This window comes from Planctobacterium sp. AWM4_229 (genome assembly GCF_056160305.1).
The window spans coordinates 1-21,361 of sequence record NZ_JBSWWX010000012.1 but is presented as its reverse complement, the minus strand read 5'-3'; the positions used below and the strand labels follow the sequence as shown (position 1 = coordinate 21,361).

General features: G+C 46.5%; 17 protein-coding genes. 11 read left to right on the top strand and 6 right to left on the bottom strand.

All coding sequences use genetic code 11. From position 1 onward, the window contains the following. The first annotated feature begins 127 nt into the window (after positions 1-127). Genes ACXAGP_RS20540 through ACXAGP_RS20520 form a run of 5 tightly spaced genes read left to right on the top strand, consistent with a single transcriptional unit; the run spans position 128 to position 6,186 of the window. A complete protein-coding gene (locus ACXAGP_RS20540; RefSeq protein ID WP_475263597.1) occupies positions 128-1,300 on the top strand; it encodes an amidase in 1,173 nt (390 codons plus the stop codon). Continuing rightward, positions 1,297-2,856, top strand: a complete 1,560-nt coding sequence (locus ACXAGP_RS20535) for a gamma-glutamyltransferase family protein (protein WP_475263595.1) — start codon at positions 1,297-1,299, stop codon at positions 2,854-2,856. Before ACXAGP_RS20540 ends, ACXAGP_RS20535 begins: the two co-directional genes overlap by 4 nt. Positions 2,857-2,868: 12 nt before the next feature. Continuing rightward, positions 2,869-3,693, top strand: a complete 825-nt coding sequence (locus ACXAGP_RS20530) for a sulfite exporter TauE/SafE family protein (RefSeq protein ID WP_475263594.1) — start codon at positions 2,869-2,871, stop codon at positions 3,691-3,693. A gap of 29 nt (positions 3,694-3,722) precedes the next feature. Next, entirely contained in the window at positions 3,723-4,940 is a 1,218-nt protein-coding gene (locus ACXAGP_RS20525) for a pyridoxal-phosphate-dependent aminotransferase family protein (RefSeq protein ID WP_475263593.1), read from the top strand. Between the two features lie 16 nt (positions 4,941-4,956). After that, the gene (locus ACXAGP_RS20520) at positions 4,957-6,186 is read left to right on the top strand and encodes an allantoate amidohydrolase (protein WP_475263694.1); all 1,230 of its coding nucleotides are present in this window, start codon (positions 4,957-4,959) and stop codon (positions 6,184-6,186) included. A gap of 29 nt (positions 6,187-6,215) precedes the next feature. Here the strand turns inward: ACXAGP_RS20520 and ACXAGP_RS20515 are convergent, their stop codons facing one another. Next, the gene (locus tag ACXAGP_RS20515) at positions 6,216-7,664 is read right to left on the bottom strand and encodes an MFS transporter (protein WP_475263591.1); all 1,449 of its coding nucleotides are present in this window, start codon (positions 7,662-7,664) and stop codon (positions 6,216-6,218) included. Positions 7,665-7,885: 221 nt separating this feature from the next. Here ACXAGP_RS20515 and ACXAGP_RS20510 point away from each other — a divergent pair, with 221 nt between their 5' ends. Beyond that, complete coding sequence (locus ACXAGP_RS20510) at positions 7,886-8,692, top strand: thioesterase family protein (protein WP_475263590.1); 807 nt, start codon at positions 7,886-7,888, stop codon at positions 8,690-8,692. 52 nt (positions 8,693-8,744) lie between these two features. Here ACXAGP_RS20510 and iadA read toward each other — a convergent pair whose 3' ends face one another. Both iadA and yfcC read right to left on the bottom strand, forming a co-directional pair. Then, positions 8,745-9,926: a beta-aspartyl-peptidase gene (gene iadA / locus ACXAGP_RS20505; RefSeq protein WP_475263588.1), complete on the bottom strand. Its 1,182-nt coding sequence runs from the start codon at positions 9,924-9,926 to the stop codon at positions 8,745-8,747. 9 nt (positions 9,927-9,935) lie between these two features. Continuing rightward, positions 9,936-11,420, bottom strand: coding sequence for a putative basic amino acid antiporter YfcC (yfcC, locus tag ACXAGP_RS20500; protein ID WP_475263587.1), 1,485 nt, complete (start codon positions 11,418-11,420; stop codon positions 9,936-9,938). Between the two features lie 320 nt (positions 11,421-11,740). Between yfcC and ACXAGP_RS20495 the strand changes: the two genes are divergently transcribed. The 3 genes from ACXAGP_RS20495 to ACXAGP_RS20485 all read left to right on the top strand — a co-directional run bounded on the left by ACXAGP_RS20495 (position 11,741) and on the right by ACXAGP_RS20485 (position 18,937). Next, entirely contained in the window at positions 11,741-13,543 is a 1,803-nt protein-coding gene (locus tag ACXAGP_RS20495; protein ID WP_475263585.1) for a cyanophycinase, read from the top strand. A gap of 807 nt (positions 13,544-14,350) precedes the next feature. Beyond that, positions 14,351-17,353, top strand: a complete 3,003-nt coding sequence (locus tag ACXAGP_RS20490; protein WP_475263584.1) for a TonB-dependent receptor domain-containing protein — start codon at positions 14,351-14,353, stop codon at positions 17,351-17,353. Positions 17,354-17,647: 294 nt separating this feature from the next. Continuing rightward, positions 17,648-18,937: an NAD(P)/FAD-dependent oxidoreductase gene (locus ACXAGP_RS20485; protein WP_475263582.1), complete on the top strand. Its 1,290-nt coding sequence runs from the start codon at positions 17,648-17,650 to the stop codon at positions 18,935-18,937. A gap of 4 nt (positions 18,938-18,941) precedes the next feature. Here the strand turns inward: ACXAGP_RS20485 and ACXAGP_RS20480 are convergent, their stop codons facing one another. The 3 genes from ACXAGP_RS20480 to ACXAGP_RS20470 all read right to left on the bottom strand — a co-directional run bounded on the left by ACXAGP_RS20480 (position 18,942) and on the right by ACXAGP_RS20470 (position 20,327). Continuing rightward, positions 18,942-19,562: a LysE family translocator gene (locus ACXAGP_RS20480; protein WP_475263580.1), complete on the bottom strand. Its 621-nt coding sequence runs from the start codon at positions 19,560-19,562 to the stop codon at positions 18,942-18,944. 47 nt (positions 19,563-19,609) lie between these two features. After that, a complete protein-coding gene (locus ACXAGP_RS20475) occupies positions 19,610-19,945 on the bottom strand; it encodes a hypothetical protein (protein WP_475263579.1) in 336 nt (111 codons plus the stop codon). A 136-nt stretch (positions 19,946-20,081) separates the two neighbouring features. Continuing rightward, positions 20,082-20,327, bottom strand: a complete 246-nt coding sequence (locus tag ACXAGP_RS20470; protein WP_475263578.1) for a DUF2164 domain-containing protein — start codon at positions 20,325-20,327, stop codon at positions 20,082-20,084. A gap of 178 nt (positions 20,328-20,505) precedes the next feature. Here ACXAGP_RS20470 and ACXAGP_RS20465 point away from each other — a divergent pair, with 178 nt between their 5' ends. After that, positions 20,506-20,652, top strand: a complete 147-nt coding sequence (locus ACXAGP_RS20465; protein ID WP_475263577.1) for a hypothetical protein — start codon at positions 20,506-20,508, stop codon at positions 20,650-20,652. Between the two features lie 37 nt (positions 20,653-20,689). Beyond that, positions 20,690-21,361 (top strand): hypothetical protein (locus tag ACXAGP_RS20460; protein WP_475263576.1); only part of this gene is annotated, 672 nt, incomplete at its 3' end.

The window sequence follows — 21,361 nt, the reverse complement described above, 5'->3', positions numbered from 1 at the left end:
CTATTGTGAGTAAATCAGATGCGCAAATACTCTTTCTTCGACTGCGTGAACTATTCTTAGCTCTACCGCTAGCCCTTAGTTGTTATATCACCGCCAGCGCATTTTATTTTTTTAATTTGAATTAACGATGAAAACCAATACAGATCCCTTTATTTATCGGCCGCCTAAGCAACACCGTGCTTCAGACAGCCAACAAAGTGACAAACTTTCGGGTTTAACTCTGGCAGTTAAAGATTTGTTCCATATTGCCGGAATACCCACAACAGCAGGTAACCCTGACTGGTTAAAAACCCACCCTACACCTGATTCAACAAGCTCGGTAGTATGCGAATTACTCTCCCATGGCGCTGATTTTGTTGGCAAAACCATTACTGACGAGCTGGCCTACAGTCTCAATGGACAAAATGTGCATTATGGCACGCCTGTCAACGTAAGGGCTTCAAATAGATTGCCGGGCGGCTCATCCAGTGGTTCGGCGACTGCCGTCGCCAATCATCAAGCGGATATTGGTTTAGGGACAGATACAGGTGGCTCCATAAGAGTCCCCGCTTCCTACAATGGTTTATTCGGTTTACGACCAACTCATGGCGTTATCTCCACAGATAACATGGTGGCACTCGCCCCTCGCTTTGATACTGTGGGCTGGATGACCAGAGATTTAAAAACACTCTATGCCGTTGCAGAGGTTTTGCTGTCATCATCCTCCAAAGGCTTAAACGGTCGCATTTGTACCGTACCAGCATTAATTAACCGCGTATCTCACGCTGCGCAGATAAAGTCTTTTATCAAAAACTGTGGTTTCACCGATTTTTCCGAAACCGCTTTTGACGAAGAAATACTCTCAAATGCCAGTGAAGCCTTCAGAGTATTACAAGGTCGAGAAATCTGGTTGCAGCACGGAGATTGGATCACCGAGCACAGTCCACTTTTTGCGCCGGATATCCAGCAGCGTTTTCAGTGGTGTAGCACCTTAACCACCGAACATGAAGAATCGGCTCAGGAAAAAGCCGATAAAATTCAGCAATTGATGAATACGCTTTTAGCTGACGGGACAACGCTTTTGCTGCCCACAACCCCCGGACCTGCGCCACTACTAAACACCACTGCGGAAGATTTGGGCCATTATCGCAATTATCTATTAGGATTAACGGCACTTGCAGGGCTTTGTGGCCTGCCGCAATTGCACATTCCATTCAATAGTGAAGACTGCGCCCCTGCCGGGTTTTCACTGATTGGCCCCGCAAATAGTGATTTAGCATTAATTGAATTGGCGGCAAACTTAACAGGAGAGCAAGCGTGATAGGATTTACGGCCCCCCATAGTGCTGCAACCGAAGCGGGCAGCGAAATATTACAACAAGGCGGTACCGCTATCGAAGCAATGGTAGCCGCAGCAGCAACCATTGCCGTGGTATACCCCCACATGAATGGCTTAGGTGGCGATGGTTTTTGGCTTATTAGTGAGCCGGGCAAAGCCCCAGTAGCGATCGATGCAGCAGGCTCTGCAGCACAAAATGCCACACCACAGTTTTATGCTGACCATCAGACAATTCCATCTCGAGGCGCGTTGGCAGCGCTTACCATGGCGGGTGCGGTTTCAGGCTGGCAAAAAGCGCTCGAAATAAGTGCGGGATGGCAAGGTACAATTCCCCTCAAAAGCCTGTTGAGTAATGCGATTAATCATGCAAAATCCGGTATTGAAGTTACTCAAAGCCTGGAGGATGCCAGTAGAAAAACGCATCCTGATTTCAAAGAGTTCAGCGAGTTTACAAAAACCTTTTTGCTTGATGGTGCAGTCCTTAAAAAAGGAAACACATTAAAACTTACGCAGCTAGGTAACACCCTGCAACAACTTGCAGATAGTGGACTTGAAGACTTCTACCAAGGAGATATTGCCCGAGCGCTGGCCAATGATTTGAGCAGCGCTGGCTCGCCAATCAATATTGAAGATTTTCGACGCTATCAGGCTAAATTAGTTGAACCACTCTCGGTCGATACCAGTACTGCCCGCTTGTATAACTTGCCCGCTCCGACTCAGGGACTGGCATCCTTAATGATTCTGGCGCTATTTGACAGGGTAAAACAGCAAGCCAATAACGAAGCACAGGCCATTCACCTGCTAGTTGAATGTACCAAGCGCGCTTTTATTGTGCGCAATGCGACGATTGGCGATGCGCAAAGACTCAAACAGCCGCAACAAGATTGGCTGAAAGACAACTACCTTGACCAACTGGCCAGTGAGATTTCCCTAAACAACACCCTGCCATGGCCACATGAGGCGAAACCCGGCGATACCATCTGGATGGGTGCCTGTGACAATCAAGGCCGGATGGTGAGCTATATCCAAAGTCTCTATTGGGAATTTGGCAGTGGCATAGTGTCAGGTCAAACAGGCATTGTTTGGAACAATCGCGGTACCTCGTTTTCGTTACAGCCAGATTCATTGCAATACCTACAACCGGGCTTAAAGCCTTTTCACACCCTCAATCCAGCTTATGCTCAATACCACAATGGTAACCGTATGGTGTATGGCACTATGGGGGGCGAAGGCCAACCGCAAACCCAGGCAGCACTCTTCAGCCGCTACAGCTGGCTAAATCGCTCACTCACAGAGTCCGTTGCTGAACCTCGCTGGCTATTGGGCAGAACCTGGGGTGATGTCAGTCACAACCTCAAAATAGAAGAAAATTTAGGGGAAAGTGTGATCAAGGAGCTCAAGAACAAAGGCCATGATATCGCCCTTGTCCCTGTTTTAAGCGAAATGATGGGGCATGCAGGTGCCGTGCATCTCGATTCGAAAAATAGTGTTACTGCAGCCACCGATCCGCGCAGTGATGGTAAAGCCATAGCGAAATAACGTAAGGAAAGTATGTTGGAATTAATCATAGAAAACTGGAGCACCATCGCCGCATTGATGGTCACGGGGGTTTTTGCCGGTTTATTGGCCGGATTGTTAGGCGTGGGTGGCGGAATAGTCATAGTCCCCGTGTTGTACTTCCTGTTTCAAAGCTTTGGCGTGTCCGCTGAAACTGCGATGGTGGTGGCTACCGCCACTTCGCTGGCAACCATTATTCCTACCTCTTTGAGTTCCATTAAAGCGCACCGCAAAAAAGGTAATGTGGATAGCGAACTGTTAAAAGCCTGGTGGCCATTTATTTTGTTTGGTGTTTTCGCTGGAAGCTATCTGGTAACGGTTGTATCCGGCTACTGGTTTACCTTGTTATTCGGGGTGATTGCCACATTATCAGCACTCAACATGCTATTTCGTACCGCCAATTCCACCATTGCAGGCTCACTGCCCGGTAAAGCCGGACAAAGTCTAATGGCTTCAATTATCGGTTTCTTTAGCTCTATGGTAGGTATTGGCGGAGGTACACTTTCGGTACCCATGTTAACTGCCTGTAGCTATCCCGCACATAGAGCGGTGGGTACCGCTGCTGCCATAGGCCTGCTTATCTCACTACCGGGGGCACTAACCATGTTAATACTAGGCCAAACGCCTGAAGACGCACCATTGGGGACATTTGGTCTGGTTAATCTACCTGGGCTGCTTTGCATTGTACCCCTTACCGTATTGTTTGCGCCTGTGGGTGCCCACATCGGCAGCAAATTAGATAGTGCCAAACTGAAAAAAGTATTTGCCATCGTGCTTTGTATCACAGGCGTGCGCATGCTCGCACAGCTTGTCATGTAAAGCGCGATAGAGGAATTGGAAGGAGTATTATGAACAGACTAAATCCCCCGCCAAGGTTGTTAATGGGTCCCGGCCCCATCAATTGTTATCCACGCGTATTATCAGCCATGTCAACACAGTTGATTGGTCAATACGATCCGGTTATGACAGGCTACATGAACGAGGTAATGTCCTTGTATCGTGAGGTTTTCAAGACCAACAATCAGGCAACTTTATTGATCGATGGCACTTCACGCGCTGGCATCGAAGCGGTATTAGTGTCCTGTATCGAACCCGGTGACAAAGTGCTGGTGCCGATTTTTGGTCGTTTTGGACACCTGTTGCAAGAAATAGCCGAGCGTGCGGGCGCTGAGGTACACACCATTGAAGTACCATGGGGGGAAGTGTTCCAACCAGAACAAGTGGAAGACGCCATAAAAAAAATCCGGCCGAAAGTATTGGCCATGGTACAAGGCGATACTTCTACCACTATGTTGCAACCGCTGGAGCACTTAGGCGAAATCTGTCGTCGTTACGACGTGCTATTTTACTCTGATGCCACCGCTTCGATTGGCGGCAACCCATTTGAAACCGATCAGTGGCAACTAGATGCCGTTTCTGTGGGCCTGCAAAAGTGTCTAGGCGGTCCATCAGGCTCCGCCCCTATCACGCTGAGTGAACGCTACGTTGAGCTTGTCAGAAAGCGTCACCACGTAGAAGCCGGTATTCGCAGCGAACATCATGAAAATGGTGAAGCCAGCCGTATTCGCTCCAATTATTTTGATATCCCTATGATCCTCGATTATTGGGGAGAAGAGCGCCTGAATCACCATACAGAGGCCACATCCATGCTTTATAGTGCGCGCGAGTGCGCCATCAACTTGTTAGAAGAAGGTATCGAGAGTTGCATAACGCGACACAAACTCCATGGCGATGCTATGGCCAAAGGCGCCCAAGGTTTGAATCTCAAATTATTTGGTGACCAAAGCAACAAAATGACCAATGTCGTGGGTGTCTACATTCCACAAAATGTTGACGGTGAGAAGATCCGCGGCCAACTACTGGAAGATTTTAACATTGAGATTGGCACCAGTTTTGGGCCGCTGCACGGCAAAATCTGGCGTTTGGGTACCATGGGCTACAATGCGCGCAAAGATGCGGTATTGCACACCCTGCAGTCTCTGGAAACGGTATTGCGTCGCGCAGGACATGCAATGTCTGCCGGAGCTGCCGTAGATAATGCCTTGGGAGTCTACAGTGGCGCCTGATATTAAAAACCTCGATATGAGTGACTATGCACAGCAGGTATTTAGCCGCTGTGACGCCCTAGCGCTACACAGTCAATCTTATGAAGGAATGGACAGACGCTATCTGACCCCCGAGCACAGCATGGCCAACCTGCAGGTGGCGCAATGGATGGCCTCTGCTGGCATGGAAACCTGGGTTGATCAAGCGGGTAATCAATGGGGCCGCTATGCTGCATCCGATCCCGACGCCAAGAGTTTTGTTATGGGTAGCCATATCGATACCGTGCCAAATGGCGGCATTTACGACGGTATACTGGGCATCATATTACCCATATCACTGGTGCAGTACCTATACGACAACAATATCAAGCTCCCCTTTCACCTGGAAATTGTCGCCTTTGGTGACGAAGAAGGCACCCGCTTTGGTACCACATTATTGGGTAGCCGTGCCATCACTGGCCTTTGGCAACAACAGTGGTCTGGTCTGATTGATGCCCAAGGGGTAACCATCGAAGATGCTCTGAAAAACTTTGGTTGCGATATCAACCGGGTCAATGAAGCTTCGAGGTTAAAAGACAAGATCCTCGGATTTTTAGAAACACATATCGAGCAAGGGCCAGTCCTGGAGGCAGAACACCTTCCTGTGGGAACAGTATCTGGTATTGCCGGAGCAAAGCGCTTTGCCCTGAAAATCCTGGGAGAAGCCGGGCACGCTGGTACAGTGCCCATGAATATGCGCACCGATGCACTGGTCGCCGCCGCTGAAATGATTCAAGCCATTGAGGAAGTCGCTTCTGAATTAGATGTAGTGGCAACAGTGGGCAAGATCACAAACTATCCCAATGCCGTCAACGTCATTCCCGGAGAAGTACAATTTACCCTGGACATCCGCAGCGAAATTGATAGCCGCCGTGATACTGTGATAGAGATTTTGCAGCAGGTACTGGGGCAAATCAGCGAAAAACGCAAAGTAACATTGGAATGGAAAATGACTCACAGTGCCAAAGCGGTGGCCTGTGATCCAAAATTGCAGCATCTGGTGTCCAATAGCATTAGCTCCGCAGGATACCGTCAGATTTCCCTGCCATCCGGTGCCGGGCACGACGCTATGGCTCTAGCTGACATTTGCCCGGTAGCCATGTTATTTGTGCGCTGCGAAAAAGGCATAAGCCACCACCCAGCTGAATCCGTATTGGTGGAAGACATCGAAGCAGCCCTGAAAGTACTGGTTAATTTCGTTGTCTTTTATCAACAACAATTAGACTAACTCTAGTAATTTAAAATTTCTAAACTGGCTCAGTGCCCGGAGCCAGCTTCCACATTTTCGAGCTTTTCTTCTGTCATCCCGAGCCAACACACGGCAGAAATCGCCAGGCAAACACCACAGATGATAAACAGCACATTTTTATCTTCAGCGTTGCCTACAATCATGCCTACCCCGAGACTGGCTACCAACTGTGGTAACACCACAGACAAATTGAACAGTCCCATATAAAGGCCCATTTTTGATTGCTCAACTTTGCGAGACATGATGGCAAAAGGCAGGCTAATTGTTGCAGACCAACCCACACCTAATAGCGCCATCAGCATGTAGATGCCATAGGTATTGGCGCCCATGAAGGTCATTACAAAATACCCTACCGCCATCGAGGCAATGCACCAGCCGTGAGTCTTAACTGCACCGAACCTGGCCGACAGCGGTTGCAATAGCAGTACCGGTAACACCGCAGCAATGGCATTGAAGATCATAAAGCTGTATCCCACCACGGAACCTAGCGCATTATCGTCAATATCCGGTTGGTTAAAGCGCACAAACGGCGTCATATAGATAAACATCGACTGGATACCCACCCAGGTGAATGAGTGAGCGGCTAACACTTTTTGAAAACCCAGGTGCTCGGTATTGTTACCACCCTGTTGCTCTTTAGCTAGCACCGTTTTGGCCACAAAAAAGAGGGTTAAAACAAAACATACGATTTCAATGTAGTAATGATCAAATTTGATATCGGCAAGGCGCGCCACTAAAGCATATAAGCCATAAATCAAAAAGCCCCACAACGGCTGAATTACCTTCAAACCAGCCAAAAATCCCATTTTTGTTTGCTCTAATTCGGGGTGTAATTCAGATTTGAGTTCTTTAGGCTCTTCGATAAACAGGTTGGGAATAACGGAAAATGCCAGCACCAAAAAGACACTAAAGTAAATCAGTGCAAAGTTATTCCAGATTGCTCCTATAGCGTAGGCCAACACCCCGAAACTTCCGGACACGGTTTGCATCCAGGTGTATCCCTTGGTGCGCTCTTCCCCTTCCGGGGTCACATCCGCAATGATACTGCGGGTTGGATTAAAGCTTACGTTTATAGATAAATCCAATACCAAAGCGACCGTGATGGCAACACCTACGATACCCTCAATCCCCAATGAGGCAGATATCACATCAATGTTGGGTAAGGCCAATAAACTCAGGGCCGCCAGTACACCGCCAATCAATATAAATGGACGGCGCCTGCCGCCCCAAAACCAAACGTTATCACTGATAGCACCAACAATGACCTGCCCGATAATCCCGGCCAGAGGACCCGCAGCCCAGACAAAACCAATGTCATGTACATCCAAACCAAACTGGGTTTGTAAAATCCAGCTCATGGCGGCTATTTGCACTGACAGTGCAAAGCCCATAGCTGTAGCGGGTAAGCTTAGAATAGCGTAGAAGCGGTTTGACAGGTTTCTCTGGATATTTAGCATTTTGATTTATCTTGGTATTTTGTGCTATTGAAGCACTTTTTATTGCTTGTTGTAATAGATAGCCCATCTGCATACGTTTGCAAACTAACAATTGTTTAACACCGAGCCCGGAACGGGAAGCGATCAGTATGATAGAAGGCAATTTTGACAACTCAACTGGTTAGACATCGGACCACTTATCTGTAATACTTTTGCCTTCTTTATCAAATGAGCAATTTTCCATGCAACCAGATGATTATATTCAGCTCATCAATGAATCTGATGATTTATCGCAATTACAACTGACTGTGCCGGGTGACTGGGCACAAGGACGTACGGTTTTTGGTGGCTTGTCTGCCGGGCTTCTCTACCAGGTTTTAAAGTGCATTGTTCCCTCAGAGCGAGTGTTGCGCTCTATTACCTTTAACTTTGTCGGGCCGTTAAATACTGAGCAGCCCTTCAGCTTTACCTGGCAACTACTGAGAGAAGGAAAAAACGCCACGCAAATTACCGCCAGTATCGTCCAGGACGAGCAAATATGTTTAACGGCTCTTGCTTGTTTCGCCCAGGACAGACAATCTAAAGTGTTGGTAGAGGCAGATGTAAAACCGCTTCCCGAGCCGCCGAAAAAAGCCAAATTTATTCCGCAAATCCCCCGCATCACGCCGAAGTTTTTGCGCCATATTGATTTGTCTATTTCTGAGGGGAAAGTGCCATTCACAGGCAGTAAGCAGTCCAGCTACAAAGGCTGGATGCGCTTGAAAAAAGCGCCCAAGGTATTTACCGACGCGCACATATTAACGCTGATTGACGCCTGGCCACCGACCATCTTGCAAATGCCCTTAGGTCCCGCGCCTGCCAGTACCATGAGTTGGAATGTAGAGTTTGTGCACCCACACAAACCATTGGCTCCTGAAGCCTGGTTAGCTTATGAGGCCCATACGGTGCAAGCCTATGGTGGCTATGGCCACGCTGAAGCACAAATCCACGATGAAGAAGGCGAACTGGTGGCGATCAGCCGTCAACTGATTGCGATTTTTGATCAATAAGATTCGCATGAAAGGGGCATTGCAGAAGTGCAATGCCCTTAGCACCTGAGTGTTACTTTTCGAACGTGCCTTTGATTAAGGCTTTGCCACCGCGCACCATGCAGCGCCCTTTGGCATAAACTTGCTCGAGCAACAACCGATCTTTTGTAGCCAGAATAAAATCGGCATCGGCTCCAACTTCAATTCGCCCTTTGTGTTTCAGCTTTAACAACTGAGCGGGTGATAGGGTAACCGAACTAATGGCATCCACAATACCGACTCCGTATTCCAGCACCGCTTCCTGGAATGCTTCGTAAAGACTGCCTACTCGCCCGACTTCCAATCCTACCAACTCGCCGGCATCATCAAATACTGGCAGGCTGGCATTACCATCCGAACTCATGGTGAGCTGAGACACTGCGACGCCCGCATCAATACAGTCCGCCAACGCTTTAGCCGCGGGAACTTCCCCTTCTTCAATGAACTTTTCATTGGTGCTGGCGGTAAAATCAATGTAACCGCCCTGCCTTGCCCACTCCATACCCGCCTCTAACAACGCGCCATTGCGGTTAATGTGAGTGGGATAAAACTGAGTAACGGGCAAGTCAGACTTCTCAATCGACTCGTGCAGCAAATACAACATGGAGTCACTGTCCCCAACATGAATACTGACGATACCCGCTTTGCCGGAAATCATGCCGCCAACTCTTGCCTCCGAGGCAACCCGCATCAGCTCACTAGAGCGCAATTGCGATGAGCGATGATCAGCAATAGCTATCTCACCAATACCAATAAATTTGTCGATTAAAATAATATCGTCGGTAACATTATCCAGCACCGTTCTGGCGGGCAATTGATAAGAACCAGTATGGCAGTAAGTACTAATGCCCTCTGTTTCCAGCGCATGCGCTTTAGCCAATAAATCAGACAAGGTGCGGGTGGTGGCATCTGTACCCAAAACACCGATAACGGTGGTCACCCCACCCAAAGTAGCGTCAGTAAGATTCATTTGCGGAGTGCGGGTATGAAAGCCCCCTTCACCACCACCACCAGAAATGTGCACTAAGGAGTCCACTAAACCGGGAAACATTAGTTTGCCGCGGCCATCGATGATTTCCATAATGGTGCCGTCAGCCGTGATTTTGTTTTTCAAACCCGGCGCAATGGCTGCAATGCGTTTATCAGCAACCAGAACATCCACTTCACCCATAGCTGCTGGAGCATAGAGTTCGACATTCGTGATAAGCGTTAACATAAAAGATCCTTATTGATATCCAACCATAACGGCGGTCACCATGGTGGCAATAGACAAAAAGAAGAAGATTAAATAGAGACGCCAGGCAAATCGCACCCAGGTACTCCAGTCTAAACGCGCGACACCAAGACAACCAATTAAGGAAGCAGAGGTTGGAATAATGATATTAGTTAATCCATCGCCCAGCTGGAAAGCAAGCACTGCTATCTGGCGGGAAACCCCCACCAAATCAGAAAGTGGTGCCATTAACGGCATGGTTAATGCTGCCTGACCCGATCCAGAGGCAAGGAAGAAGTTAAAAATTGACTGAAAAATATACATGAATATCGCAGAGCCAGTCTCAGATACACCCGACATAGCGCTACCGGCATGATGCAATATGGTATTGAGCACAGAAGGACTGGTGGCATCATCACCGCCCAGTAACAACACGATACCTTTAGCCATGCCCACGATAAGGGCCGCCGGTAACAGCTCTTTCGCCCCATTTTGAAATGACTCAGAAACGTAGTTCACCGACATACGTCCGGACACCACACAAATGATCCCCACCACAATACCCATGGCGAAAAACTGTGTCGCAATCTGTGGAATGTAATATTCATGAACGACAACTCCCCATATCACCCAGACAATGCCCGCTAACAAAGTCAATAAGATTAGGGTATCAACATTGTTGTATTGAGATTTAACCTGTGAGCTTTGCTGGCGACGAAAGTGAAAATCTGATTGATAACTCAAAGAGATTTCCGGATTAGCCTTAACTTTCGCTCCATAGCGCATTGTAAAAATGATGCCGGTTAGGGTGAAGACTACCCACATGGCGATCCTGAAATCAGCCCCGGAGAGAACCGGAACATCGGCAATGCCTTGGGCTATCGCGATACTGAACGGATTCATCCAGGAAGTGGCAAACCCCACCTGCGTGGCAACATAAGTAATGAGTACAGCAGTTATGGCGTCGTAACCCAGTGCGATAACCAAGGGGGTAAGCACAATACAAAAGGCTATCGCCTCTTCTCCCATGCCAAACACAGCACCACCCAGCGAAAACAGAAAGAACATCAGTGGAATAATCACCACATCCGCGCCTTTAGTTTTGCTGATCAATGCCATGATGCCGTTATTTACAGCTCCAGAGTGCATGATGATGCCAAATGCACCACCCACAATCAGAATAAAAGCCACAACGCCCACAGCCGAGCCCATGCGGTCGCCCGACACCATGCCCTCAAACGCATAGTTGATAAAACCGGGCTCCTTGCCACCACTAAAAATGGCGACACCGGCATTATCATCCTCAACAGTTTTAAAACTTTCCGGTTGGATTAAAGTTCGGGTAACTTCCTTGCCATCGATAATGCGGGTGGTTTCAGCGGTTTCAAAATACCCGGCAGGCACTATGTAGGTCATCAGTGCTGCAAGTAATACCACAAAAAACAAAATCACAAATGCGTCAGGCATCCTTGTTGCAAGATTGGATTCATCTTTCATAAATTTTCCGCCGTCAGGTTTCCGGTGTTGGCTTAGGGTTTCAACTGAACAAACAGTTAAAACATGAGATTAACGCGCTATTTTAGCAGAACATCACTAATATCGGCACTATGGGTGCGACTCAGTTCTACTAATCAGTCGACAGACAAATACTCTACTCGTCGAACCATTCCGACAAATAAAAGCTTTGATAGAAAAAAGCTGAATGAGAAAGTGTTTTAGTGTTCACGAAATTTTATTCACTCGTTTTTTAAAACAATCCGAAGAATTTCAACATCAAATTGAAATACCCTTTGAACAGATACTCAGAATCAGTTTCAATGTCAACACTTTTGCAACAATCATCGGAAGACATGAAACGCTTTTTAACTCAAATATCTCTCATAACGCTGCTGAGTTTTTCATTTTCAAACTTATTACAGGCTCAGTCAGATATCTCCACCACCGCAATTCAACCCTCTGATTTTAAAGAAGATTCATGGCAGCTCTTGATAGCGGGCGGCGGTCTTGAAATATGTTCCAGCAGGCAACCTGAACACTGTAACGACAACGATTTTCCCGGTAACGCGCTAAAGCAACAAAGCTATAGCTTAACCACTGAGACTCTGTCCAAGGTGCTTGCATTAAACGCTTATCAAGCGCTGGATAATCAGAGAAAATCGCAATTAAATACGCTATTTGAGTATTTTTATGCAAACCCCACTCAAGTAATTGGAACGGCCGGTATTCGCGATGCCTTTGAGCAGGCCAGCAATCAGTTTGACGGCGCCAGTTTTTTCACCAATTTACCTAATGCCCTGTATTACGCCATTGTGGATTTTACCGAGCAGGTCGATGCGCAAAAAGAACAGGTCAAATTCCTCGCCAGTAAGAGCAAAGCCAGCCTGGACATTTTTCTGAAGTTTATTGAGCAAGCCAACAGCAAACGTCAAAACGGTGAACCATTAACCTTGTTATTCACTACGGCTTCAGCAAGGGATCCCTTTGCCGCTATCGATTTTTATCAGCAAACTTTAGAACAAGCAGCTCGCCACCTGTATCCACAATCAGACATTGAAGTGAACTGGCTGCCGCTTGATGAATCCCTGGCGACCCTGGTCAATAATGGCCGCTCTTGCGATGAGCTTTTTGTATTACAGGCCAAGGCAGAGCTATACAACCGTAACCAACGTTACCCAGGGTACAGTGAAAGTTTACTCAAAGCCTGCCAACAGCCACAGAGCATTGCAAACCAGATAAAAAGGGCTCATGGCTTGTTTATCAATGGCGGTGATCAGATTAGAACCCTAAAGAGTTTTCTGATGAAAATCAGCTCCTCCACAACACTGGCATCTTTGTTAAATTCAAGAGTCAGTCAAAATAAAATGCTGCTGGCGGGCACCAGCGCTGGGGCTGCAGTTATGAGCGGTGGAGTTCATCAGAACAGGCCCGTCCCCATGATCACAAGTGGCCAATCAAACGTCGCCCTGGTGAGAGGTGCCTTTGCATTACCACCCGCACCGTTTGGCTGTGAAAAAGACGGAAACTGTCCTAATGGTCTTCTGGAAGATGATCTAACCTATCGCCCCGCAGGTGGATTAGGCTTTTTTAAAGCCGGTATCATTGATACCCACTTTTCCGAGCGAGACAGACAAGGTCGTCTGGTGACGCTGGCCGCCTTCACCAAAACCCGGCTTACTTTTGGTATTGATGAAAATACCGCGCTATTGTTCAGAGAAAACCAGCAGCTCGAAATGGAGGTATTAGGTGCTGGTGGTGTGTTTATCGCAGACATGCAAGATGCCATTTTCAAAGCCCAGTCAGGTAAACACCAGCTCATTGGGTTAAGTCATTACCTTAATCACGGCGACCGAATGAGCATCACACCAGAGCGACAACTGCAATTTTCGTTACATACCGAAGCACAAAAACTGTCAGATAAAACCATGGTTTTGATCACCGAGCCGGGAGAATATCGTCGCCAGGTTGCGCTGAATTGTGGCACACAACAATTTCATCGCTGGAGCTCGGACAATGTCGCCTGGCTGGTCAACCCTAGCGAAGATACAATCTTTACCCTGAGCAAACAGTACGACAGAGAAACTTGCAGTTATATCAACTTGTTATTTGGGGTTGAGAATTAGCGAGTGCAAATCACCCACAACTTGTACACAATTTAACCACCACAATAGGATAAGTTGTGATTAAATGAACAAAAACTGTGTATAACTTAACCAAAGCAGCTTTCAGGTGCTTGAAAATTAAACTAAAAAGTTTTTTTGAATAATCACTTTATTAATGACCGGACTTTGCGCTACACTAATATTCCTCCGGTTAATTTTTAGCAAGCTTCTGTTGCTAATCGGTAAAGATTTTAGTTAGCGCACGGCTCTTATGAGCCATTCCCCTAGCCCAGATGGTTTCATCTGGGCATTTTTCTTTCTGGCCCCGAATAATTCGCCCCGCAATTCATGGCTAACTTGCTCGCCTGGCTGTTGAATTTACAATTTTTTTAACTTTTTTCTATTGAATATCTATTCGTGTTTTTCCCTTATACATAGGTATGTATTCGCATTTCATGCAAATAATTAGCATAAATGCCCTACTTTTCGGCTCATCTATGCAATAAAGTGGTTAACAAGCTATTTACCTCTTGTTGCTTTTGCGGTATTTGTTTAAAAAGCAGCCGTTAATTTTCGGGCAATACCGAAGGTGCTGTAAGTGCAATGTTTTAGACTTAACAGAAAAACCAGTTATGTTAAAAAAAGCAATTTCATTATCACAATATACCTACTCGCCTTGGTATCTCTCTGAGTGGTTTGACGAATAAAACCCGCCTCTGCTCGGCTGCGCCCCCTGTGGTTATCCAGTCGAACTCTCAAATAAAAATCAATCCAGTAAAACAATAACAATAAAAAGTTAAGCAACTTTTTTGTTGTAGGAAAACGATCATGAACAAAACATTTCAGATGCTTTTGGGGCTTTCCTGTGCCCTGACGCCGGTCGCAGCGGCAATTGCGCAAGAAACTCAAGCCACTTCAGAAGAGCAAAACGTAGAGCGAATCCAGGTAACTGGCTCGAATATCCGCGGTGTTGACCTGGAAGGCACTCAACCCCTGCAAATCATCAATGCCGAAGATATTGCCCGATCAGGCGCAAATTCGGTGTTTGAGCTGCTGCAAAACCTCGGTCAGACACGCGGTGGCAGTGGCACATTCAGTACTACCGAATCAGGTAGTACCTCCAATTCAACGCCGGCAGGTCAGGCAGCAGCGTCGTTACGCGGGTTAGGCCCGTCTTCAACCTTAACCTTGATAAACGGTCGGCGAGTGGCTCCCAGCTCTTTTGCCGCAGGTACCGAGAACTTTGTGGATGTAAATAGTATTCCACTGGCAGCTATCGAGAGTATAGAAGTACTGGCCACGGGTGCCTCGGCAATCTACGGCGCCGACGCCGTTGCGGGTGTAATCAACTATATCCTGAAAAAGGACTACCAGGGCGCGGAACTGAATATCTCTTTTGAAGACAGCGTGCAAAGCTCCGATGAATCGAAAAAGAGTGTTAACCTGGTTTGGGGCGGTGAAGTCGCAGGTGGTAATCTAACCCTGTTTGCGGACCTGTACGACAAAAACGCCTTTGAAGCCACAGACCGTCCGATTTCTGCCGAACCTTTGCTGGTGAACAGCTACAGCTATTTACCTAAGTTGCCTTATCCCAACATCTATTATTTTTCTTCCAGAGATGGCAACGAATTAGCGAATCCAGACTGCCCTTATGCCACTACGCGCACCCAGTTTGGTGAAGACATTTGTGCCTACTACCCCAACCAGGATGTGTTGCTGGATTCAGAGCTGGAATCACAATCCGTTGGCGCGATTTACACCCTGGAAATCGGTGATCTTGAATGGAATACCGACTTCTTTTTAAGTCGCTCAAAATCTGTCGCAGTATCCACACCGGCCCCCATTAATGATGAATTTGATGAGGAAGGCCCTTTTACTTTATACAGCGCTCTGGATATCTACAGCGAAGCAGATCTTCAAGCATGGCAAGGGGTTTCCAGTCCATTTGACATCATTTGGGACGATCCCTTTACCACACAAGCAGGTCAACGACGTTTTGGTTTTCGTTACGACGCACGCTTCCAGGATCCCAGAACAATTGAAAACGAAACCCAATCCTTTCGTTTAGTGTCTTCATTGGCTGGCGATATCGGTAGTTGGCAATGGGAAGCGGCTGCCACCTGGTCAGAGTCCGAATCTGAACAAGAAGCCATAGCCGGTATTTACAACCGCTATAAATATAATGCAGCGGCACACGGTGAGTTGTGCTCCGACGGTAGCATCGCTAACTACAATTCCGATACCGATACGTTAAGTTGTAACAGCGGCAACTTGCTGGGTGCCTTTAACCCCTTCCTGATAGGTGATAGCAACAATGATGCGATTCTTGCCGTTGCGCAAGAGCGCCCCACCCGAGACGGAAAAAGTTCAGTTTTCGGGATTGATGCCCGCTTTAACGGCGAGTTAATGGAGTTCGGCGATGACTACATTCGCGCCGCCTTCGGCGTTGAATATCGACGCGAAGAATTGGAAGATATTCCATCTGATAACTCCCGCGCCAACTTTGAGAACCAGTTTTTAGTGGATGTCATGGGCTTTGGCTCCAGCCTGGCTGAAGCGGACAGAACTCAATATGGTGCTTTTGCAGAATTTTATGTGCCGTTGCACGAAACGGTAGATATGCAATTAGCAGGACGCTTCGACCATTACGATGATTTTGGTAGTACCTTTAACCCTAAAATCGGTTTATCCTGGCGCCCCAGCGATGACTTAATCTTACGCGGTAGTTTTGCCTCTTCATTCCGCGCGCCTTCGTTAACTCAGGCAGGAATTGAACTGCGTACCACAACTTCCACTTATGATTGCGCTGCTAATGCTTTGGTTTCGCAGTTTTACTGTGATGGTCAGGGTTTTGAATCAAGCCCCAATACTCTTGAGTTAGGTAATCCCAATCTTCAAGCAGAAGAGTCAGATTCATACAGCATCGGCTTTGCCTGGAGTCCGAGTGACGATACCACCATTACGCTTGATTACTGGAAGTTCGAACACAAGAAAATCGTAGATACCAATATGACCGGTGTGATGGCCCAAGCGCTTGATGATGCTGCGTTGCGGCATTGCGGTGCCCTTTCACCAGGTGAGCTGGGTATTTCTTTCGATAGTCGCTTATGTACAGGTTATGACGTCAATGACGACGGAATAATTGATGGCGATGAAGCAGAAATATTTTTTGATGAAAATGGTAATAGCATTGAAAGTGGCAATGCCAACCTGGAAACTATCTTAGCTAATTGGAATGCAGAAGGATTGGAACGTGATAATGGCTTGCCGCTATTCCGCGACCATGTGATCATGTTGGATAACACCGGCACTCAGGATGTTTCCGGTTTAGATTTGGATATCGCTCACGATATGGATTTGTGGAATGGCGTATTGTCTGTTGATTTTGACTGGACCCATTACATCAGCTTCGAGCGCAACAAGCCTGGCTCAGATGAAACCGAAGAACTGGTTGGCACTTATCGCTATCCTGAGAATATCGCTAACCTTTCCGTTTTATGGGGCAACGATGACTATTACGGTGGTTTAACTGTACGTTATGTGGATGGCTATGAAGATGACATTATTGGTTTACGCAGTCGCGAAATTAACGAGTTAGTCGACATCGGCGCAATTGCTGACATTGATAGCACCCGTAATGTATCGTCGTGGACAACAGTGGATGCGCGTTTTGGAATCTTGTTCAAAGATGCCACACTGAAGTTGAATATCGACAACCTGTTTGACCGCGATCCACCTCTGGTATACGGCTCAAGCCGTGGTTTTGACACGATAAACCACAACGCTTATGGCACAACATATCGTATCTCTTACACTCACTTTTTTGAGTAAACAGTCGAACAACCAAATCCAAGGCGCTTTACTGAGAGGGTAAGCGCCTTTTTTGTTTATTTTGCCCGGCTAATCTTTACCTACCTATCTTTGCTCCACAAATTTCTGTCAGACCAGGGCTTGCTGAATCCCAGCAATCATGACCATGGCTCATATATACAAGGATGAGCTTTGAAACAAGCCTTTTAGCCTGTAAAGTGCATGTGTGCCAATAACGCAGAAATCCAGAGTGACTCATTTGCGCCGGCGTCATTCACTATTAATTCCTCAGTAGGTGTAACGCAAAAATAAACTATGGCTCAGAATAAAAAACATATCGTAATAATAGGTGGTAACTTTGCCGGCATCAGTGCCTTGCGAGCCATTACCAAACAACTGCCCCCCAAAGTGGATGTCACCCTCATAGACAGTAGTGATAACTTTACCTGGACGCCCAACATTCACGAAATTTTGTCTGGCGCAAAAAACCCAGGTAATGTGCAACTATGCCGAAAAACCCTGGTGCACAGTCTTGGTGGGTGCTTTATTCAAGACATGGTGACGCACATTGATCACCTGGAGAAGACAATAACCTTATCCTCAGGTGCCAAACTGAAATTTGACGCTCTAATAAAAGCCACAGGCATGCCAACGAATGCCAATAATCATTCTGGTACGTACACATTTCGCAGCGCCTCAGATGCGCTGAAAATCAACGCCAAAATAGATCTGTTAACGCGTATCAAAGAGCACATTAACATCACCATCATTGGTGGCGGTTTTACCGGCGTAGAGGTGTTGGGTGAAATAATCAGAAGATACCGGCAGTCCACTAAGGTTAAGTTGGCATTGGTAGAAGCCGGCGACAGACTAGTGAAAACACTACCTGAAGTGATATCACAGGATATTGTCCGGCTATGTGATAAAAGCAACGCCACCCTTCATTTTAATCAGCGCCTGAGTAAACAGGAAAACGACGCTGTTTTTCTAACTGATGATACAAAACTGCCGTCGGATATCACCATCTACACCAGTGGTGCATTGACGGCATCAATGAATACAGAGCAATCTCCTACTATTGCAAATTACAGTCAGGTTAATGAATCTCTACAAAGCAGGGAATCTGAGCTTGTATTTTGCGCTGGTGACAGTGCCAGTTTTACTATGAACGGTTTACCCTTACCGAAGCAGTCTTATTACGCGCAGGAGATGGGCAAAATAGCGGGAGCTAATGCACTGTGTTTACTCAATGGCAAACCGTTAATCCAGTTCCATCCCAAGGTCAAACCAGTGCTACTATCGTTTGGCGATATGAACACTTACCTGATTGCGGGTGAGTTAGTTTTGGCCAGTCCGGCACTGGTATCCATGAAAGAAGCCCTATATCAATTGGGCACGCAGAAAATAATGTCCTCGATGCCATTACTCCAGCGCGGCACGGTATTGCTAAATCAATTTAAACAATCCGCTCAAAGTGCACTGCAATCTGATGGCAACCCCTATTTGCCTGGCAAGGTTTTACACAACAGTAAGGTATTGCAAGCCGGCAAGCACAGTGATATTCAGAGTCTTGCCCAAAGTGCCTTCGCGACGCTACTGGAGTAAAACATCATCGCGATGTACTCGCTAAATAACAGCCCGCCCCAACAAAGGTTGAACCCAGTATTTTACCGAGCAATTGATTGGATACCTGTTTTATTGTGAGGGTTTTGGCTTTTTGAGCCAACAAAGCATAACTGGATAGACAAATAAACGACAACATCATAAAACTGCTCACTAGCAAAGAAAACTGCGGTATCAGGGCTTGTGAAATATCAATAAACTGTGGGAACAAGGCCGTGGTAAACACTATGGCTTTAGGGTTCGTTAGTGCAACCAATACACCTTGTAGATATAAACTTTTTCTCGATTGCCGCGAGTGAGCTTTTTCCGGATTTATGTTCACCACGCCATTTTTCCAAAGCATGACTCCCATGTAAGCCAGATAAAGGGCTCCGATTACCTTAACCAAAGTAAAGGCCCAGGCTGAATGTAAGACCAGCGTACTTAAACCCAATACCGAAAAACCGGACATGACAAATAACCCGGTAACATTGCCAAGTATCGTGGCAAGGGACTTTCTGAAACCCCAAGAAACACTGTGCACTGATACCAGCAAAGCTGCAGGTCCAGGAGTAGCCGTGGCTAACAAAGCAATAGCGCAAAACGCCACCCAATTTTCAAATGCCATACTTGTCTCCTGTGATAAAAAATAAGCAATTTAAGCTAATATAAATCTCAACCAAACCAGATAGCTTTTAAATTATTTCCCGCGTCCAGATAAATGTGCCACAGCAACTCCTCATCAGTGGCTTCAAAGCTTACCTTCCACAGCACCAATATCTCGCCTGCCTTGGCTTTGTTCACCTGCCCCAGATAAGTCAATTCGCTGGAATTACCCAATGGCGCAATCGCTCTGTCTACCGCATCATAAAATTGCTCTTCACCGGGTATATGCGCGTCTTTACTACCCGCAAAGGCTTCAAGCAAGGCATTATAATCTCTTTTTGTATGGGCAAGCCAAACGCCCTCCATTAACTTACGAGAAGCTTGTTCAATTGCGTCTTGTGCCATGTATTAACCCCTGAACATGAAGTGAGTTGCTGCCCTACTCTAATCCAACTAAGCGATTAGGCAATGAGATAAATGTAAGCAAAATGAACCGCACAGTGATCAGCACACCGAATTGCTACAACAGCTCGAGCTAAAGTTAGCGCACATCCTTTTCGATGGCATAGAGGTCTTCGTCTATTGATTGCAATCGCTCTTCTAATACAACTCTGGCATCCTGCAAGCCTCGATTGTAATAATAAGCGCCCATCTCTTTTGAGATAAAATCCAGTAAAAACTCCCCATCAAACTGACCTAACTCCTGATCCAGCTCTCGCTCAAACCAGGATTGCAATTTAGCCACCATAGCTTCTTTTTGTTCTCTACTGAATTGAATATCTGACATTGACTATCGGGTTCCTGTTTTACCTTGCGTTTAACCTTTGCGTCATCATACCCCGACTAAATCACGGTTACTAAATTTCTTACCCGCTATCCATCCAATTATTGCGAGATTGGCTTCAAGTTTTTCACTTCTCATGCTTTCCTGATGCGGACATAAAAACTCTCTTATTGATTAGAAAATGAGAACTGCTTCACAACTCCTTAAAAAAGCGATTCCTCAAAATTCGGCTCAATCCGTCATTGCAGGAAAACGTGGCAAAAAAACAAATAACAAATTTGATTTTGCAGCGTTTATTGAAAGTAAGCCAGCGCATTTACGCAAGTGAACAAACCACGATGAATTTGAGCCTCAGGAGGTGAAAAGTGAAAGCCATCAACAAAAAAACAAATATTACACCGGTAAAATTTCAAAAAGCTTATTTAGGTGTTTCGGTGTTAACCAAACCGAATTTCAGAAAATCCACATTACGAACGGCAATGCTTGCCGGTTTGTATTCCTCGTTAACCGTATTTTCCCCGCAGTCATTGGCAAGTGATGCTCAATCCGCAGTGATGCAAAAGCAACCTTCCAACGGTACACCTGCCGCAGATATAAGCAATGTACTTAACAGAGTTAACAATAATGATTTTGAATGCGACAGCAACGATGCACTTTGCGAACAAGTATTAGAAATTTGTGAGGATGAAAACCTTTGTGATCTGCTGGTTCAATTGTGTCAGGCCGACCAGGAACTTTGTCAGGAAATCATCGAGGAAGAATCTGACGAAGATGAAGAATCTGACGAAGATGAAGAATCTGACGAAGATGAAGAATCTGACGAAGATGAAGACTCTGAAGAAGACGAAGAATCTGACGAAGATGAAGACTCAGATGAAGATGAAGAATCTGACGAAGATGAAGAATCTGACGAAGATGAAGACTCTGCCGAAGATGAAGACTCTGCCGAAGATGAAGACTCTGACGAAGATGAAGACTCTGACGAAGATGAAGACTCTGACGAAGATGAAGACTCTGACGAAGATGAAGACTCTGAC

Coding starts and splice junctions, on each gene's coding strand:
- ACXAGP_RS20540 (WP_475263597.1), top strand. CDS start 128: ATGAAAACCAATACAGATCCCTTTATTTATCGGCCGCCTAAGCAACAC.
- ACXAGP_RS20530 (WP_475263594.1), top strand. CDS start 2,869: ATGTTGGAATTAATCATAGAAAACTGGAGCACCATCGCCGCATTGATG.
- ACXAGP_RS20525 (WP_475263593.1), top strand. CDS start 3,723: ATGAACAGACTAAATCCCCCGCCAAGGTTGTTAATGGGTCCCGGCCCC.
- ACXAGP_RS20520 (WP_475263694.1), top strand. CDS start 4,957: ATGAGTGACTATGCACAGCAGGTATTTAGCCGCTGTGACGCCCTAGCG.
- ACXAGP_RS20515 (WP_475263591.1), bottom strand. CDS start 7,664: ATGCTAAATATCCAGAGAAACCTGTCAAACCGCTTCTACGCTATTCTA.
- ACXAGP_RS20510 (WP_475263590.1), top strand. CDS start 7,886: ATGCAACCAGATGATTATATTCAGCTCATCAATGAATCTGATGATTTA.
- iadA (WP_475263588.1), bottom strand. CDS start 9,926: ATGTTAACGCTTATCACGAATGTCGAACTCTATGCTCCAGCAGCTATG.
- yfcC (WP_475263587.1), bottom strand. CDS start 11,420: ATGAAAGATGAATCCAATCTTGCAACAAGGATGCCTGACGCATTTGTG.
- ACXAGP_RS20495 (WP_475263585.1), top strand. CDS start 11,741: ATGTCAACACTTTTGCAACAATCATCGGAAGACATGAAACGCTTTTTA.
- ACXAGP_RS20490 (WP_475263584.1), top strand. CDS start 14,351: ATGAACAAAACATTTCAGATGCTTTTGGGGCTTTCCTGTGCCCTGACG.
- ACXAGP_RS20485 (WP_475263582.1), top strand. CDS start 17,648: ATGGCTCAGAATAAAAAACATATCGTAATAATAGGTGGTAACTTTGCC.
- ACXAGP_RS20480 (WP_475263580.1), bottom strand. CDS start 19,562: ATGGCATTTGAAAATTGGGTGGCGTTTTGCGCTATTGCTTTGTTAGCC.
- ACXAGP_RS20475 (WP_475263579.1), bottom strand. CDS start 19,945: ATGGCACAAGACGCAATTGAACAAGCTTCTCGTAAGTTAATGGAGGGC.
- ACXAGP_RS20470 (WP_475263578.1), bottom strand. CDS start 20,327: ATGTCAGATATTCAATTCAGTAGAGAACAAAAAGAAGCTATGGTGGCT.
- ACXAGP_RS20465 (WP_475263577.1), top strand. CDS start 20,506: ATGAGAACTGCTTCACAACTCCTTAAAAAAGCGATTCCTCAAAATTCG.